Origin of the sequence: Leifsonia sp. A12D58, assembly GCF_047530025.1 — a bacterium.
Classification (GTDB): domain Bacteria; phylum Actinomycetota; class Actinomycetes; order Actinomycetales; family Microbacteriaceae; genus Cryobacterium.
In genome coordinates, this window is record NZ_JBLJAT010000001.1 from 1044159 (window position 1) to 1058650 (window position 14492).

General features: G+C 62.5%; 12 protein-coding genes. 6 read left to right on the plus strand and 6 right to left on the minus strand.

Annotated features, from left to right (window positions below):
* Positions 1-2: 2 nt before the first annotated feature.
* Together ACMT3I_RS05090 and ACMT3I_RS05095 are read right to left on the minus strand one after the other, a co-directional pair.
* Entirely contained in the window at positions 3-506 is a 504-nt protein-coding gene (locus ACMT3I_RS05090; protein WP_414803343.1) for a GNAT family N-acetyltransferase, read from the minus strand.
* A 537-nt stretch (positions 507-1043) separates the two neighbouring features.
* Entirely contained in the window at positions 1044-2636 is a 1593-nt protein-coding gene (locus ACMT3I_RS05095) for a DUF222 domain-containing protein (protein WP_414803344.1), read from the minus strand.
* Between the two features lie 639 nt (positions 2637-3275).
* Between ACMT3I_RS05095 and ACMT3I_RS05100 the strand changes: the two genes are divergently transcribed.
* Positions 3276-3722 (plus strand): hypothetical protein, encoded by a 447-nt coding sequence (locus tag ACMT3I_RS05100; protein ID WP_414803345.1) that lies wholly within the window; start codon positions 3276-3278, stop codon positions 3720-3722.
* Between the two features lie 82 nt (positions 3723-3804).
* Here the strand turns inward: ACMT3I_RS05100 and ACMT3I_RS05105 are convergent, their stop codons facing one another.
* Both ACMT3I_RS05105 and ACMT3I_RS05110 read right to left on the minus strand, forming a co-directional pair.
* Positions 3805-4290 (minus strand): DNA alkylation repair protein, encoded by a 486-nt coding sequence (locus ACMT3I_RS05105; RefSeq protein ID WP_414803346.1) that lies wholly within the window; start codon positions 4288-4290, stop codon positions 3805-3807.
* A gap of 143 nt (positions 4291-4433) precedes the next feature.
* Positions 4434-4754 (minus strand): DUF4287 domain-containing protein, encoded by a 321-nt coding sequence (locus ACMT3I_RS05110; protein ID WP_414803347.1) that lies wholly within the window; start codon positions 4752-4754, stop codon positions 4434-4436.
* Between the two features lie 141 nt (positions 4755-4895).
* Here ACMT3I_RS05110 and ACMT3I_RS05115 point away from each other — a divergent pair, with 141 nt between their 5' ends.
* Positions 4896-6824, plus strand: coding sequence for a BCCT family transporter (locus tag ACMT3I_RS05115; RefSeq protein WP_414803348.1), 1929 nt, complete (start codon positions 4896-4898; stop codon positions 6822-6824).
* A gap of 233 nt (positions 6825-7057) precedes the next feature.
* On the plus strand, positions 7058-8095 hold the full coding sequence (locus tag ACMT3I_RS05120) for an SDR family oxidoreductase (protein ID WP_414803349.1): 1038 nt from the start codon (positions 7058-7060) through the stop codon (positions 8093-8095).
* 38 nt (positions 8096-8133) lie between these two features.
* Here ACMT3I_RS05120 and ACMT3I_RS05125 read toward each other — a convergent pair whose 3' ends face one another.
* Complete coding sequence (locus ACMT3I_RS05125; RefSeq protein WP_414803350.1) at positions 8134-8832, minus strand: M50 family metallopeptidase; 699 nt, start codon at positions 8830-8832, stop codon at positions 8134-8136.
* A gap of 157 nt (positions 8833-8989) precedes the next feature.
* Between ACMT3I_RS05125 and ACMT3I_RS05130 the strand changes: the two genes are divergently transcribed.
* The 3 genes from ACMT3I_RS05130 to ACMT3I_RS05140 all read left to right on the plus strand — a co-directional run bounded on the left by ACMT3I_RS05130 (position 8990) and on the right by ACMT3I_RS05140 (position 12036).
* The gene (locus ACMT3I_RS05130) at positions 8990-10186 is read left to right on the plus strand and encodes a Fic family protein (protein WP_414803351.1); all 1197 of its coding nucleotides are present in this window, start codon (positions 8990-8992) and stop codon (positions 10184-10186) included.
* A gap of 207 nt (positions 10187-10393) precedes the next feature.
* On the plus strand, positions 10394-11611 hold the full coding sequence (fdhA, locus tag ACMT3I_RS05135; RefSeq protein ID WP_414803352.1) for a formaldehyde dehydrogenase, glutathione-independent: 1218 nt from the start codon (positions 10394-10396) through the stop codon (positions 11609-11611).
* 104 nt (positions 11612-11715) lie between these two features.
* Positions 11716-12036 carry a DUF6457 domain-containing protein gene (locus ACMT3I_RS05140; protein WP_414803353.1) on the plus strand — a complete coding sequence of 107 codons (321 nt, stop codon included), beginning with the start codon at positions 11716-11718 and terminating at the stop codon, positions 12034-12036.
* 5 nt (positions 12037-12041) lie between these two features.
* On the opposite strand, the gene ACMT3I_RS05145 is transcribed toward ACMT3I_RS05140, so the two are convergent.
* On the minus strand, positions 12042-14366 hold the full coding sequence (locus ACMT3I_RS05145) for an FdhF/YdeP family oxidoreductase (RefSeq protein ID WP_414803354.1): 2325 nt from the start codon (positions 14364-14366) through the stop codon (positions 12042-12044).
* Positions 14367-14492: the final 126 nt, after the last annotated feature.

The window sequence follows — 14492 nt, forward strand, 5'->3', positions numbered from 1 at the left end:
GCTTAGAGCTGCATGCCCAGGACAGTACGGACGGGGATGTTGCCACCACGGTCGTCAGTGACCCGCTGCATCCCGATCTTTTCATCGACGCGCTCAGAGGCCCGGTTGTCAGGATGGATGATGGCCACGAGGTCAGTAGCGTCGACGTGTCCGCGTGCGAAGTCGCGGCAGGCCGTAGCTGCTTCTGTCGCATATCCGTAGCCCTGTAGTTCAGCGCGAACGTGATACCCGACCTCAAGCATGGGTGAGCCGTTGACGTCCTGCCAGGTAAGGCCGCAATCGCCGACAAATCCACCATCGAGTGTCTCGATCACCCAGAGGCCATAGCCGTGTGCGGCATAGTTCGCTTGGTTCCACTGGATCCAGGCGGCAGCTTCGTCGCGCGACTTGGGCGCTGGATAGAAACGCATGACGTCGGGGTCGCCCAGCAGTGCGGCCATATCGTCCAGATCGGAGTGGGCCATCTCTCGGAACTGCAGCCGAGCCGTGGGTAGGGGATGCGTCATATGGCCACGATATCTAACCAGCGGAGGCGGTACGTCACGGCGGTTAGCACCTGCTGGGGTAAAACAGCCACGGGTCGCTTCACCGCCAATGGGGGAGTACTGCTGCACCTGCCCAAGGCTCAGGTACGGGCGTTGTTTCCGGATGCGTCTGCCTTCGCCACACGGGAGACGCCGATACTCATGACACGGTACAGAGCTACTCGCGCCTGACCTGAATTCTGGAGGAGTTACGTGAGAGGGGATATATTGCGCCGAGGATAGTGATGCCCGGTGTCGCATCCATCGTTATCGATCTCCGTCGTCGGTGTTCGTGATCACGTGGGTTCTGCCGGTGCATCCGGTGCTTCCCTTGCTGCTGGTGTTTGCAGTGCTGTGAGTTCTTCGTGGTGCTGGCTCCCGCGTGTCTTCGCTGAGCTGGCTAACTAGAGTGTGGCGCTCGCCGAAGCACCGGGACGTTTCGCGCTCCCCCTGTGATCGAGACGTGCTGGGCATGGTGAGCGAGACGTGCTGGGCGCTGGGCCAACTCGCCCGGCCGGCTCACAGCCCGGTGAGGGTGTGCTGAGTTGCACGGTGCTGGCCGCCGGGTCGCCAGAGTTGTTCAGGATCGAGCCAGGGCGGTGCCTTGATCTGAGGCGCGCCCTTCACCATTCGGATCTGCCAGCCGGAGGTCTCGAGGCTGTGATGGTGGTACCAACAGAGGAGCACTCCATTATTGATGTCGGTTTTTCCGTTGGATTGCCAGGGGATGACGTGGTGGGCTTCGGTCCAGGCCGGTGGAGTGTCACAGCCTGGGATCGCACAGCCGCCGTCGCGGGCGGCCATCGCTCGACGCTGCTGTCGGTTGAAGATCCGCTCAACTCGGCCGAGGTAGAGCACTTCGTTATTGTCGCTAAAAACGATCTTTTGGTAACCGCCGGCGCAGATCATCCGCTGCACGGTGCGCAGCGAGACCGGGGCTTCGACGCCGTCGATCCAGCCGACACCATTCTCATCGGCGAGGTCGCGAGCGTTGACGTGCTCCATGACCGTCGGGGCGGACCCGCCGATCGTGGGAGCGTGCGGGTCGCGAGCTGCCGCGTCGTACAGGCCGCGGAGTACATCGGCGCGTTTCTCCGCTGCAGTGCGGCCATCGAATGGAATGGGGGCCTCTGGAAGTTCACCGGAGTCGATGCGGGCCTGTTGTTCGGCTTCAGCTGCTTGCTCGGAGAGCGAGGGGAACGCCGGACTCCTGCCGGTCAGGTCGTCGGGATCCGCCAGGTCGTCGGGATCGACGGGGTGGCCGGGATCGGCCAGATGTGCGTCTGGGAGCAGGCCACCGTTTCCCGGCAGCGGGGCGTGCGCGGCCAGAAAGGGGTTCGTGACGCCATCGATGATGCCGCGCATCTCCGGCGTGACACCGCCATGCAGTGAATAGAGGCCATTGCGCAAGCTCCCGAAACTGAAGTGGCTGCGCGCCTCATAAATATCATCATTCGGCGCCGCACCGTCGGGATCGAGCCGAGCCACCCACACAGCCACCTGCCCACGGATCGAATCCGCATCGAACGCAAACCCTGCATTCGGCATACCGGCTGTCGTCTCGGTGACCATCCCGGTTGCCGCGGCGACGAGCGCATCCTCCGCGACGTCAAGCAGGTCAGGGTCGACCCGGGATCGAATCTCGCCCAGCCCTGTCACGATGGCCTCCGCTGCATCCACGCCCAACTCACCCGCGAAAAAGGCATCCGCCACAAGCGGAAAGAGCGGCGGCAAGACCTGCGTCAGCTCATATCGGGGCAGCACCTGAACGCCCAGCTTCAACCGGCGAGCCACCTCGCGGCCCGAGATGCGGGTCACTTCGACGATGAGATCGCGGCCATTGCGACATCCGCGCTTGCGTGCCAGAGAATCCTTGCCGAGCCACCTCGCAGAACGCCGCTCAACATCGGTCGCGGCGGCAACCCTGGCGGCATCCGTCATGTGGCCGAGGGCCTCTGCCTCGGCCAGCACGGCAAGCGCATCATCATCAGCCAGCAGCGGCAAAGACGAGTCGGCCAGCGCGGCAGCGACCAGTGACCTGGCCTGCTTCAGCGCCACGACAAGCGGAAGAGCCGTCGAATGTGCGGATGGTTTTTCACTCAGGAGAGTCATGGTGTCATCGCGTCACGCTCGGTCGCCCCATTGGGCGGCGAGGCCGGAGTTGCGGTGGAGAAGGTCATAACACAATCATTCCAGTTTCGTAGGTATGTTCGAAGGAGGCTCGCATTCTGTGGAAACTTCGAGAGTCAGGCCCCTTGTGGAGGAGCGACGGCGGCCGATAGCACCCGTCGATTCGCCCTGGTGGATCTGCCGCCGTGCAAGGCCGAGCGCTAATCAAGACCTGAGCGAGGTCTACCGCCTCCGAAAGACAGAAACTCACGGCATCCGCCCCTTTGGCGTCGTTGCTGAAGCCAGCGAGTACCGAACGCCAACTGGTCACGTTCGATGACGTAACGCCGCTGCACGGCCCGCCATCGGAGACGAGCTCACCGCTTACCGGGCGCGAGAAATCATCATCGCGCATGCATTGCGCGTGCATGGTTGCCACAAGTATTTTCATGCTGTCCTCCTACGTTGGTTGGGACTGCACAGTAGTGGCGCTAGAGGGCGCCACTGACGTTCAAGCTCGCGCTCGGTCGTCCCGATGATCGTGCGGGAACTCGCCGGCGCTTCCAGCAGGGCGAGGTCTGCGTAAGACGAGCCAGCGCCCAATCGCGCTACTGTTCACAAAGCGCTGGAGGTGAGCACGATATGCAACCGAGTATTCTGACGAGAATCGCGTGGAGAACCCTGCTCGCGCTGGTGATATTCAATGCGATTTCGGCCGTGGGCGGAGCCATCGCCATGCTTTTCACCAATGGCCTCGGCATGCCCCAATCGGCGCTGGACGGTGGCCCATTCACGTCGTACTTTCTGCCGGCGCTGATCCTGCTGATTGCCATAGGTGGCACCCACACGCTCTCGACAGTGCTGCTACTGAGACGCAGAAAGTCGTGCCTTTTCTGGACAGCCGTCGCCGGGTTCGCGATGATCATCTGGATTCTGACCGAAACGGCAATCATCCGAGGATTCAGCTGGTTGCAGGGCATCTACTTCGGCGCTGGAGTCGCGGAGCTCGCGCTCGTTTTCGCCATGCTGGGGATCGTGTCGTGGTTGCCTCGTATCGACCTGGGCATCGGCAAAACACCTAAATCGTGAAGCTCGCCCGCGAATCAGCGCAGCGCGCTTACGGCATCCGGCAGCCGGCAACAGCGCGCCGGATGCGGATGCCGGATGCCGACTAAGCGCCATCCAGCACGATCTGGGCAGCACGCCGCAACGAGAGGTTGTCCTCCTGCGACCAGCGCTCGATGATCACATCCGCTTGCTGTCGTGCCGTTCCGGTGAGCCCCACGAGCAGCGGGCGGATGACATCGACGGCGAGCGGATCTGCCAGCGCACTCACGCCTGAGTCGCGGAGGAAGCCCTCGAGGCGAGTCAGATCGGAATTACGGAGGAGCCGAACGTTCGACTGCAGCAAGACGATCGCGGCCAGTCGCAGCTCGAACACGGGTTCAGCCCAGAGCTCAGAACTCAGCGACGTGATCTCGTCGTGGGTCAGGCCGGGGTAGCGGCGCGCCATGTCCCTCATCGTGCCGCGGATGGCTCCGACCGACGCTCCATAGAAGCGGAGTTCGCTTTCGAGCCGTGATTTCGCCTCGGCGGCTCGAAACCAGTCGCCCTCGTTCTGGAGCGTGGCATCCACGAATTCTCCGGCAGCGCTCACCTCTCTATTGTCGCTGCCGTGGACACGCGCAGATGCAACGCCAAGCACCTGACAAGCAGAAAACTGCACGCTGACATGCCGGGCTCGCCCGGCCGGAAAATAGGCTACGAGCCGACCGGCAGCCACCCTGCGGCGCTGGCTCTTTAGTGGGCCGCAGTCGGGGCAGCGGAAGGTGCAGCAGGCTTACTCGCCTTCCCATCCAGCCAGAGCGTGTCGGACTCATCGCTGTGCGCAGTGCCAGTACCCACGTGCTTGGCGTCGATCTTCGCGCCGTTCTTGATCACGTGCACAAGCGCCATGGCGTGACCGCGGCCCAGATCGTAGTCAGCGTTGAGCCAGTCGACGATCACACCGGACTTCGTCGCTGGATCGTCGTATCCACGCTCGTGCGCCAGCTCGATGAACTGCCGGGGCGTGAGTCCGGTCTTCTCTTCGATGTTGTCGAGGTAGGCCTGAAACGACATGTCTTTCTCCCTCGAACTGTGAACTGTGAACTGTGAACTGTGAACGATGCTGGCGTCTGGCCATGCAGAATGATGCTCCAACGAAGCCCGCAATCGCACAAGCCCTCGACCTCTGCCCACACTGCGGATAGCCTCGAATCCATGGCCACGAGCACGCATCGCTCACCCGTCCGCCGCTGGGTTTTCTGGCCGGCGGCATCCATCGTGGTGATCTTCGCGACATTCGCCATCGTCACACCGGAAGCGGCAGAAGTACTCTTCACCACGATTCAGGCAGGCATCGTCAACACGTTCAACTGGTATTACGTGCTGATCGCCACGTTCTTCGTGGTCTTCTGCTTGTGGGTCGGTTTCAGTCGGTTCGGCGACATCAAGCTCGGCAAGGATGACGATAAACCCGAGTTCTCGTTGATGAGCTGGTTCTCACTGCTCTTCGCCGCCGGCATGGGTATAGGCCTGGTCTTCTACGGCGTGAGCGAACCGCTCAGCCATTTCGTCCACCCGCGGCCGGGCATCACGGGCACTCCTGAGCAGCTGGCGGAGCAGGCACTGAGCCAGACCTACCTGCACTGGGGCATCCACGCCTGGTCGATTTACGTGGTCGTGGGCCTGGCTCTGGCCTATGCGATCCACCGCCGCGGCCGACCTATCTCCATCCGCTGGACACTGGAGCCACTGCTCGGCAAGCGGGTTCGGGGCGGCTGGGGCAACACTATCGACGTAATCGCCCTCGTCGGCACGCTCTTCGGCGTCGCGACGTCGCTGGGTCTCGGCGTACTGCAGATCAGTGCGGGGCTCTCGGCGGCGAACATTGCCGAACCGAACGTGACAACGCAGATCGTCATCATCGTGGTGATCACGGCACTGGTGCTGTACTCGGTGCTCTCCGGCGTGACGCGCGGCATGAAGTGGCTGTCGAACACCAACCTGATCCTGGCTGGCCTGTTTCTTATCTACGTACTTTTCGTGGGACCGACGACGTTTCTGCTGCGTGAGTTCGTGCAGTCGCTCGGTGACTACCTGCAGAACTTCATCGGACTCTCGTTCAACGTCAATGCCTTCACCGGCACGGCGGGGGAGCAGTGGCAGGCCAGCTGGACATCGTTCTACTGGGGCTGGTGGATCTCCTGGGCACCGTTCGTGGGAATCTTCATCGCTCGCATCTCGCGCGGGCGCACGGTGCGACAGTTCGTATTGGGCGTCATCCTGGTGCCGACGCTGATCGGCATCCTCTGGTTCAGTGTGCTCGGCGGCTCGGCTATCGCCCTGGAATTGAGCGGTACAAGTCTGTTGCTGCCGGACGGCAACGTCGACCTTGAAGGATCGTTGTTCGCCCTGCTCGCCCACTTGCCCGGCACTGCATTCCTCAACATCGGCGTGATCATCATCATCGTGATCTTCTTTGTCACCTCGGCAGACTCCGGTGCTCTCGTGATGGGCATGATCGCCACAGGTGGCGACCTTGAACCACGCCGCTGGGCACGCATCTTCTTCACGTTGATCACCGCCGTCCTCGCGACTGCGCTACTGCTTTCCGGCGGCCTGTTGGCGCTGCAAACCGCCGCGATCATCATCGCTCTTCCCTTTAGCGTCGTGATGCTGTTGATGTGTTGGTCGACGATCATCGCGTTCACGCGGGAGCGCGCAGCTTTCGAGAAGGCGCAGCGTGCCCATTTCATTGACCGGATCGGCGAGCACTACGGGCTTGAAGTTGAGGGCCCCATCGAGCGAGGCATCACCGTGGTCTCGCCACGCTGGCTGAGACGATTCGCACGTGCTGCGCCGCGGCAGACGGATGCGACAAGCCGGCTGGGCGAGGGCACCAGCGCGGAGACGGGAGCCGACTCGGGCTCGACCGCGAGTTTTGGACCTGGTGTGGCGTCGGGAACGGGTGCAGCGTCACGGGACGGCTGGGTCGCGGATGCTGCAGCCTCCCGTGAGGCTTCCGATTCCGGCAGCGCCGGTGAGGGTGGACCGGAGCACGGCTCGGACAGCGGCTCGGACGACAGCTCGGATAGCGGGCCGCCTGAGGCAGCCCCGGGCTCGGGAGATTCTGACCCGAAGTCGTGAGTCGTCATCGACGTTGTCATCCAGGCGCCGTCAAGCGCTCAGCGACGTCAGCATCGCCACAGCCGTTATGGCATAACACGCTTCGCGTGCCAGTTGTGTGCATCATGTATGCAAGAAAACGCACGAAAATTACAGTGAATGGAACGCAATTCCAGTGAAGGGTATTCGCGCTGAAACGCTGCGGCGCTATTCGTTCTCGCACCTGACCAGTACGGTCGATCCAGGAGGTCGACATGAGCGACGAACTGGTTCTGGTCACCGGCGGCACAGGATTCGTGGCGGCCCACTGCATTGCGCAATTGCTGGAGCGCGGATATCGAGTGCGCACCAGCATCCGCTCACTCACCCGCGAAACCGATGTGCGCATGATGCTCAAAGTCGCTGGCGTCAACCCGGGTGATCGACTCTCATTCGTGACCGCCGATCTGCTGTCGGATGCCGGCTGGCCAGAAGCCGTCGAGCACTGCGATTTCGTTTTGCACGTTGCGTCGCCGTTTCCGGCGCGTGCCCCCAAGGATGAGAACGAGCTGATCGTTCCCGCCCGCGACGGTGCGCTGCGGGTGCTGCGCGCTGCACGTGATGCCGGCGTCAGACGGGTAGTGCTCACATCATCATTCGCGGCTGTTGGCTACGGACGTCCGCCGACCGCCGTGCCGTTCATTGAAGAGGTGTGGACCAATATTGACGGTCAGGGCGTCGGGCCATACCCGAAGTCGAAAACCCTCGCTGAACTCGCCGCCTGGCATTTCATTGCCACCAGCGGCAGCGCCATGGAGCTGGCGGTGATCAACCCTGTCGGCATCGTGGGTCCTGCGCTCAGCGCAGACACGTCGACGTCCATCGAGCTGCTCCGCGGGCTGATGAACGGGGTTGCGCCGGCACTTCCGCGCATCTCCACATCATTCGTCGATGTGCGCGACGTTGCCGACCTGCACCTGCGCGCGATGGTCGACCACGCGGCAGCGGGTGAACGCTTCTTGGCGGTAGCAGGGGAGCCGATGCAACTCATGGCGGTCGCCCGGCTGCTTCGCGAGCGGATGGGCCCTGCCGCAGCCCGCGTCCCCACGCGCGTTCTGCCTGACTGGCTGGTGCGTGCTCTCGCCTTGGTCAACCCGGCGCTGCGCCAGATCGTGCCGCAGTTGGGCCAGCCCAAGCGGGTCTCCAACGAGAAGGCCAGGCGGATGCTCGGCTGGGAGCCGCGGTCGAACGAAGAAGCGATCCTGGCGACCGCCGAGAGCCTCGTGCGGTTGGGACTTGTTCCACGGGGCTAGCGAGCGGAATGCTGGTGAGTAGTAGTTGGCGCTCCGCACTAACGCGCCAGGTACGTCTGGAGCGCGACCCACGCGCATCCGCCGATCACGATCGCGAACACCAGCAGCCAGACCGGCGACGGAACGCCGGTGTGCCGGTACAGGATGTACGCGTCGGAGGTCTGCAGCTGCGTACGGCGCCGTGTGTGCACGCTGATCACTGTGGCAAGACCTCGCACCGACCCCACCAGCAGGGCGGATCCGACGACGAGCAGCGCATAGCTCTGCACCTCGGGCGTCGCGTAGAACCAGAGCACGATGCTGGTGGCCGCCGAACCGAGCACCACAAGCACGCCGAACAGGTTGCGGATCACCACGAGCGTGAGCACCAGGATGACCCCGCCCGCAAACAGTGCCAGCGCCGTGTATCCGCTGAAGACGCTCCAGAGCAGGGCGGCTCCGACGATCGCGGGTGCCGGATACCCGAACAGCCCGCTGATTACGAGACCGAACCTGCCACGCCCGCTACTCAGCGCCTCACCCGAATGATTGCGGCGCAAGCGGATGCCGTGCACCACGCGCCCTGTAAGGATTGCGGCGATCGCGTGCCCGAGCTCATGCACGAGCGTGGTGAACAGCCCGAAGTGCTGCCAGGTGAGGCGAGGGATGCTGAGTGCCGCCGCTATCACGAGGATTGTCAGCATGATCTGCGGCGAGACGTCGATGGGTGTTGTCGGCGTGAAGAGCGTGGACCACAAGGAGGTCAGAGGCGAAGTATCGATAGTGACAGTGTGACGGATGCGACCCTGACAGTTCGCTCACCGGCGTCAAGCTGTCGCACTGCGCCTGAACTAAGTCAGAAGAGCCGCACTCCATACCTATGGATAACCCACTAACCATATGTATGCTGGTTCCATGTCAACGTTTGAGCAGGGGGCGGCGTGGCCGGCACTCGGCCAGGAGCAGCGGTCGTGGCACAGCGTGCAAGACGAGTACGGCTCGCGCACGCAGAAGCGGCTGGCGACCGGGCCCTATCTGGCCGCTGTACCCGCATTTACCACCGACTTGAGCATTCCGCTTGATGGTGAGTTGCTCGCTGTAACCGAGGAGGCCGCCACCGAGCTCGCACGGTTCGATGCCGAAGTCGGCCAGATCGCCGCGCCATTCGCTTCCATTCTGCTGCGCACGGAAAGCGCCTCCAGTTCAGAAATCGAGAATCTCACCAGCGGCGCGCGACAGATCGCCCTGGCGGAGCTCGGCGAGCACGCCTCGAGAAATGCGCAGCTCATCGTCGGCAACGTTCGGGCGATGCAAGCGGCCCTCGCCCTGTCTGAATCTATTGACGGCAGTGCCATCCTCGAAATGCACCGCGCCCTGCTTGAGCACAGTCATCCCGACATGGTCGGCCATTGGCGCGACCAGCAGGTCTGGATCGGCGGGGGGAATCTCGGTCCGCACACCGCGCAGTTCGTACCTCCCCATCACGATCGAGTGCCGGCCCTGATGGACGACCTCGTGGACTTCGCCAATCGCGATGACCTCCCTGTGCTGGCCCAGACCGCAATCGCTCACGCCCAGTTCGAGACGATCCATCCGTTCCCCGACGGCAATGGTCGGGTGGGCCGCGCTCTCATTCAGGCCATGCTGCGCGGCGGCAAGCTCACTCGAAACGTGGCAGTTCCGGTGTCTGCGGGATTGCTCCACAACACTGGCCAGTATTTTGACGCTCTCGGCGCATACAGGGTGGGCGACATCGCGCCGATCGTTCGATCGATCGCTGATGCGTCATTTGCCGCGGTGTACAACGGACGCATCCTTGTGGCCGACCTGAAGGCCGTGCGGCTGGAGTGGGTCGGTCGCATTACGGCGAGGCGTGACTCTTCAGCACACCGCCTTGCGGATATCCTGCTGCGCCAACCGGTCATCGACAGCGCTGCGGCGGCAACAGAACTCGGAATCTCAACAGTGAACGCCCAGGTGGCAATTGACCGGCTCGTTGAGGCGCAGGTCTTGACTCAAATCACCGACGGACGTCGCAATCGGATCTGGCTGGCGAAAGACATTGTGCGGGTACTTGACGAGTTTGCGGCCAGAGCCAAGCGACGCCGGTAACGGATGCGACCCTGACGGTTCGCTCACCGGGCGCGCCACTCGCGCACTGTTGACACTTCCTCAGATGTAGCCCACGATGGTGGGCACACCGACCCGACTGCGCAATGACGCATTCAGTGCGGGCTGGGGAGAGCGCTGATTGTGGCGCCCATATACACGAGGGCCTCGGTACCCCGGACAGGCCCATCACCGTAGAAGGGAAGATCCATGGCAGGCAACAGAGGAGTCGCGTACGAGGGAAAAGGAAAGGTTGAGGTCATCGACCTCGACTATCCGACTTTTGAGCTGAAAGACGGTCCTGGGGTCAACCCGGCCAATATCGGCCGAAAGGTGCCACACGGTGCCATCCTCAAAACAGTCGCAACCAATATCTGCGGATCGGACCAGCACATGGTCCGCGGTCGCACGACAGCGCCGCAGGGCCTTGTCCTCGGCCATGAGATCACCGGAGAGGTCGTCGAGGTCGGTCCTGACGTCGAATTCATCAAGGTAGGCGACCTGGTTTCGGTGCCGTTCAATATCTCGTGCGGCCGCTGTCGCAACTGCAAGGCGCGCAAGACAGGGATCTGTCTCAACGTGAACCCCGATCGCCCGGGCAGCGCCTACGGATACGTAGACATGGGTGGCTGGGTCGGCGGTCAGGCCGAGTACGTGCTGGTGCCATATGCAGACTGGAATGCCCTGAAGTTTCCCGACAAGGACCAGGCCATGGAGAAGATCATGGACCTGGCGATGCTCTCCGACATCTTCCCCACCGGCTTCCACGGCTGCGTCACAGCGGGTGTGGGCGTGGGGTCGACGGTGTACATCGCCGGAGCGGGCCCCGTGGGACTCGCCGCGGCAACGGGAGCGATGCTGCTGGGGGCATCCGTCGTGATCGTCGGCGACATGAATGAGGAACGGCTGGCCCAGGCACGTAGCTTCGGCTGTGAAACCGTTGATGTCAGCAAGGGGTCCCCGGCCGAGCAGATCGACCAGATCCTCGGTGTGCCAGAAGTCGACTGTGGCGTCGATGCCGTCGGGTTTGAAGCCAGGGGACATGGGTCGGATGCCGGACATGAGGCACCGGCAACCGTGCTCAACTCCCTGATGGATGTCACGGCGGCAGGTGGGGCGCTGGGTATTCCGGGGCTCTATGTGACGGGTGACCCGGGAGGAATCGACTCGAACGCCCAGAAGGGTTCGCTGTCACTCAGTCTCGGTACCGGGTGGGCAAAGTCGCTCGCTTTCACCACCGGCCAGTGCCCGGTGATGAAATACAACCTGGATCTGATGAAGGCGATCTTGGCCGACCGCGTGCACATCGCTAAGAACGTGAACGCCAAGGCGATCTCGCTCGATGACGCACCGCGTGGCTATGCCGAATTCGATTCGGGTGCGGCTACCAAGTACGTGCTGAATCCCAACGGATACCTCAAGGTATAACCGGTAACCGAATCGGCGTTGTGTTGCCAGCTGTGGCGCGGTGAGTATTCACCGCGCCACAGCTGTCGCTTGCGCGGGTACGATGTCCGCAACGAAGGAGCGTCATGGCCAACATCGAAGAAGATGAAGATAAAGTTCTGACCGACTGGAGCCGTCGTCTCGTCGACGCCCTGCAAATTCTGGATTTCACTGTCGACACCCAAGAAATTCTGGGGTTGGCCGGGCACGCTGCCCATGCCGTCGTTCGCCCTGCAGCTCCGCTGACAACGTTCATTGTCGGCTACGCAGCCGGACTCGCGGCCGCAGGCGGAAAGAGCCAGGAAGCGGCTGTCCGTGACGCCACAGCTGTTGCGCTCCAGCTCTGCCGCATGCAACAGAGCACTGAAGATCCGAGCGCTGAAGGCTGGACAAAGACCGGGCAGTAGCCGCGTTACACAGCCTCGACAGACGGTTCAAGGCGCACGATTATCGATTTCGACACCGGGGTGTTGCTGCCCTCCGCTGTGGCGTCGAGCGGGACAAGAACGTTCGCCTCTGGAAAATACGCCGCGGCGCATCCTCTGGCCGTGGGGTAGGCGACGACTCTGAACCGTCTGATCACGCGATCGACGTTGTCACTGAACTCGCTGTGCACGTCGACCAGCTGGCCATCGACAATGCCCAGATCCACGAGATCGTCTGGGTTGACGAACACCACCTGACGCCCGTTCTTGATTCCGCGGTATCGGTCGTTGAGGCTGTAGGTCGTGGTGTTGAACTGATCGTGCGAGCGGATGGTCTGCAGGATCAGTCGGCCGCTCGGCCGCTCAATATGCTCAAGGTCGTTGACGGTGAGCATCGCTTTGCCCGTCGGCGTCGGGAACGTGCGCGTATCGCGCGGCCCGTGCTGGAGCACGAATCCGTCCTTCGCCCTGATTCGAAGGTTGAAGTGAGCGAATCCGGTGACGACGCGAGAAATGTGGTCCCGGATGATGTCGTAGTTGTTCTCAAAGCCGGCCCAGTCGATCGTGCCTGAGCGTCGGCTGGCGCCTGTCCCTGAATTACCCAGGGTTGCCCTGGCGATACGACTGACAATGGCCACTTCAGATAACAAGCCGGGCGCGACTGGCTGAAGGCGGCCGTGCGAGGAGTGCACGGCGCACACTGAGTCTTCAACAGAAACGAATTGCTCGCCGGTTGCCTGCACGTCGATCTCGGTTCGCCCCAGTGTCGGCAGGATGAGCGCTTCTGCACCGACAACGGCGTGCGACCGGTTGAGCTTCGTGGATATCTGTACGGTCATCTCGGTGTTCTGGAACGCCGCATCCGTGACCGTCGTATCCGAAATCGCCGCAGCAATGTTGCCGCCGAGCGCGACCCAGACCTTCACCTTTCCGTCGCGCATGCCCCGGATCGCATCGACGCTGTCGATTCCGTTGGCACGAGGAGGGGCGAAACCGAACTCCTGCTCGAGCGCGTCCAGAAAAGCTGGTGGCATCTTTTCCCAGATGCCCATGGTGCGATCGCCCTGTACATTGCTGTGTCCCCTGATCGGAGATGCTCCGGCGCCCGGCTTGCCAATGTTTCCGCGCAGCAGCAGCAGGTTGATGATCTCCTTTATCGCGGGGACTGCCTTTTTGTGCTGCGTAAGCCCCATCGCCCAGGTGATGATCACCCTGTCGGCCGCGAGATAACGCTCAGCCAACTCGTCGATCTCGTCGACGCGGAGGCCTGTTGCTTCGAGCACCGCCGCTTCGTCGAGGTTCGCGAGGTGGGCGGTCAGTTCGTCAAGGCCGTCGCAATGCTCTGCGAGGAATTCGTGGTCGAGGACGGTGCCAGGGTGGGCCGCTTCAGCGTCGAGCACGCGCTTGGAAATGGCCTGCAGGAGGGCCATGTCGCCCCCGAGCCTGATCTGCAGAAACTGGTCGGCGAGCCCGATGCCGTGGCCGATCAGCCCGCGTACTTTCTGAGGGTTCTTGTACCGCATCAGACCGGCTTCTGGCAGCGGATTGATGGCGACGATGTCGGCGCCGGCCTCTTTCGCGTCTTCAAGGGCGGTCAGCATCCGTGGGTGATTGGTGCCCGGGTTTTGCCCCATGATGATGATCAGATCGGACTTGGCGAAGTCGTTGTAGCTGATCGTGCTCTTGCCGATGCCGATTGTTTGCCCCATGGCGAGGCTGGTCGACTCATGGCACATGTTTGAACAGTCGGGCAGGTTGTTGGTTCCGAAGGCGCGCACGAAGAGCTGGTAAGCGAATGCTGCCTCGTTGGATGTTCGCCCGCTGGTGTAGAAGGCTGCTTCGTCTGGAGAGGCCAAACCCGCCAGCTTCTCGCCGATGATCGAGAACGCGTTCTCCCAACTGATCGGCCGATAATGGTCTTCCCCTGCCGGCTTGTAGACCGGCTCGACCAAGCGTCCCTGCATCCCCAACCAGTACTCGGATTTGGTGAGCAGGTCGTCGATCGAATGCTCTGCCCAGAAGCTCGTGGGAACCGTGACCGGTGTTGCCTCCCAGGTCACGGCTTTCGCCCCGTTCTCGCAGAACTCCAGCGCCTTGCGATGATCAGGATCCGGCCAGGCGCAACTCATGCAGTCGAACCCGTCCTTCTGGTTCATCGCTGTGAGGGTCTTGAGCGCCCGCGAGACGCCCATTCCGCCAAAGGCCGGAACCATCGAGTGGACGATGCCCGGGATGCCTGCTGCCGACGTGCCTGGCTTGCCGATCTCGATGTCGTCGTCGTTGACGTCATCGATCGGTGGCTTGTGAGTCATGCTGAGTGCCTTCCCTCGCCTGTCCGAAAACTCCTGAGAGTACCTACCGGCAAGCGGATGCCGCGGCGCCCTGCTGTGACCTGGTCACGTCTCAGGCCTATCAGGTAATCAGGACCCGCACAAGAT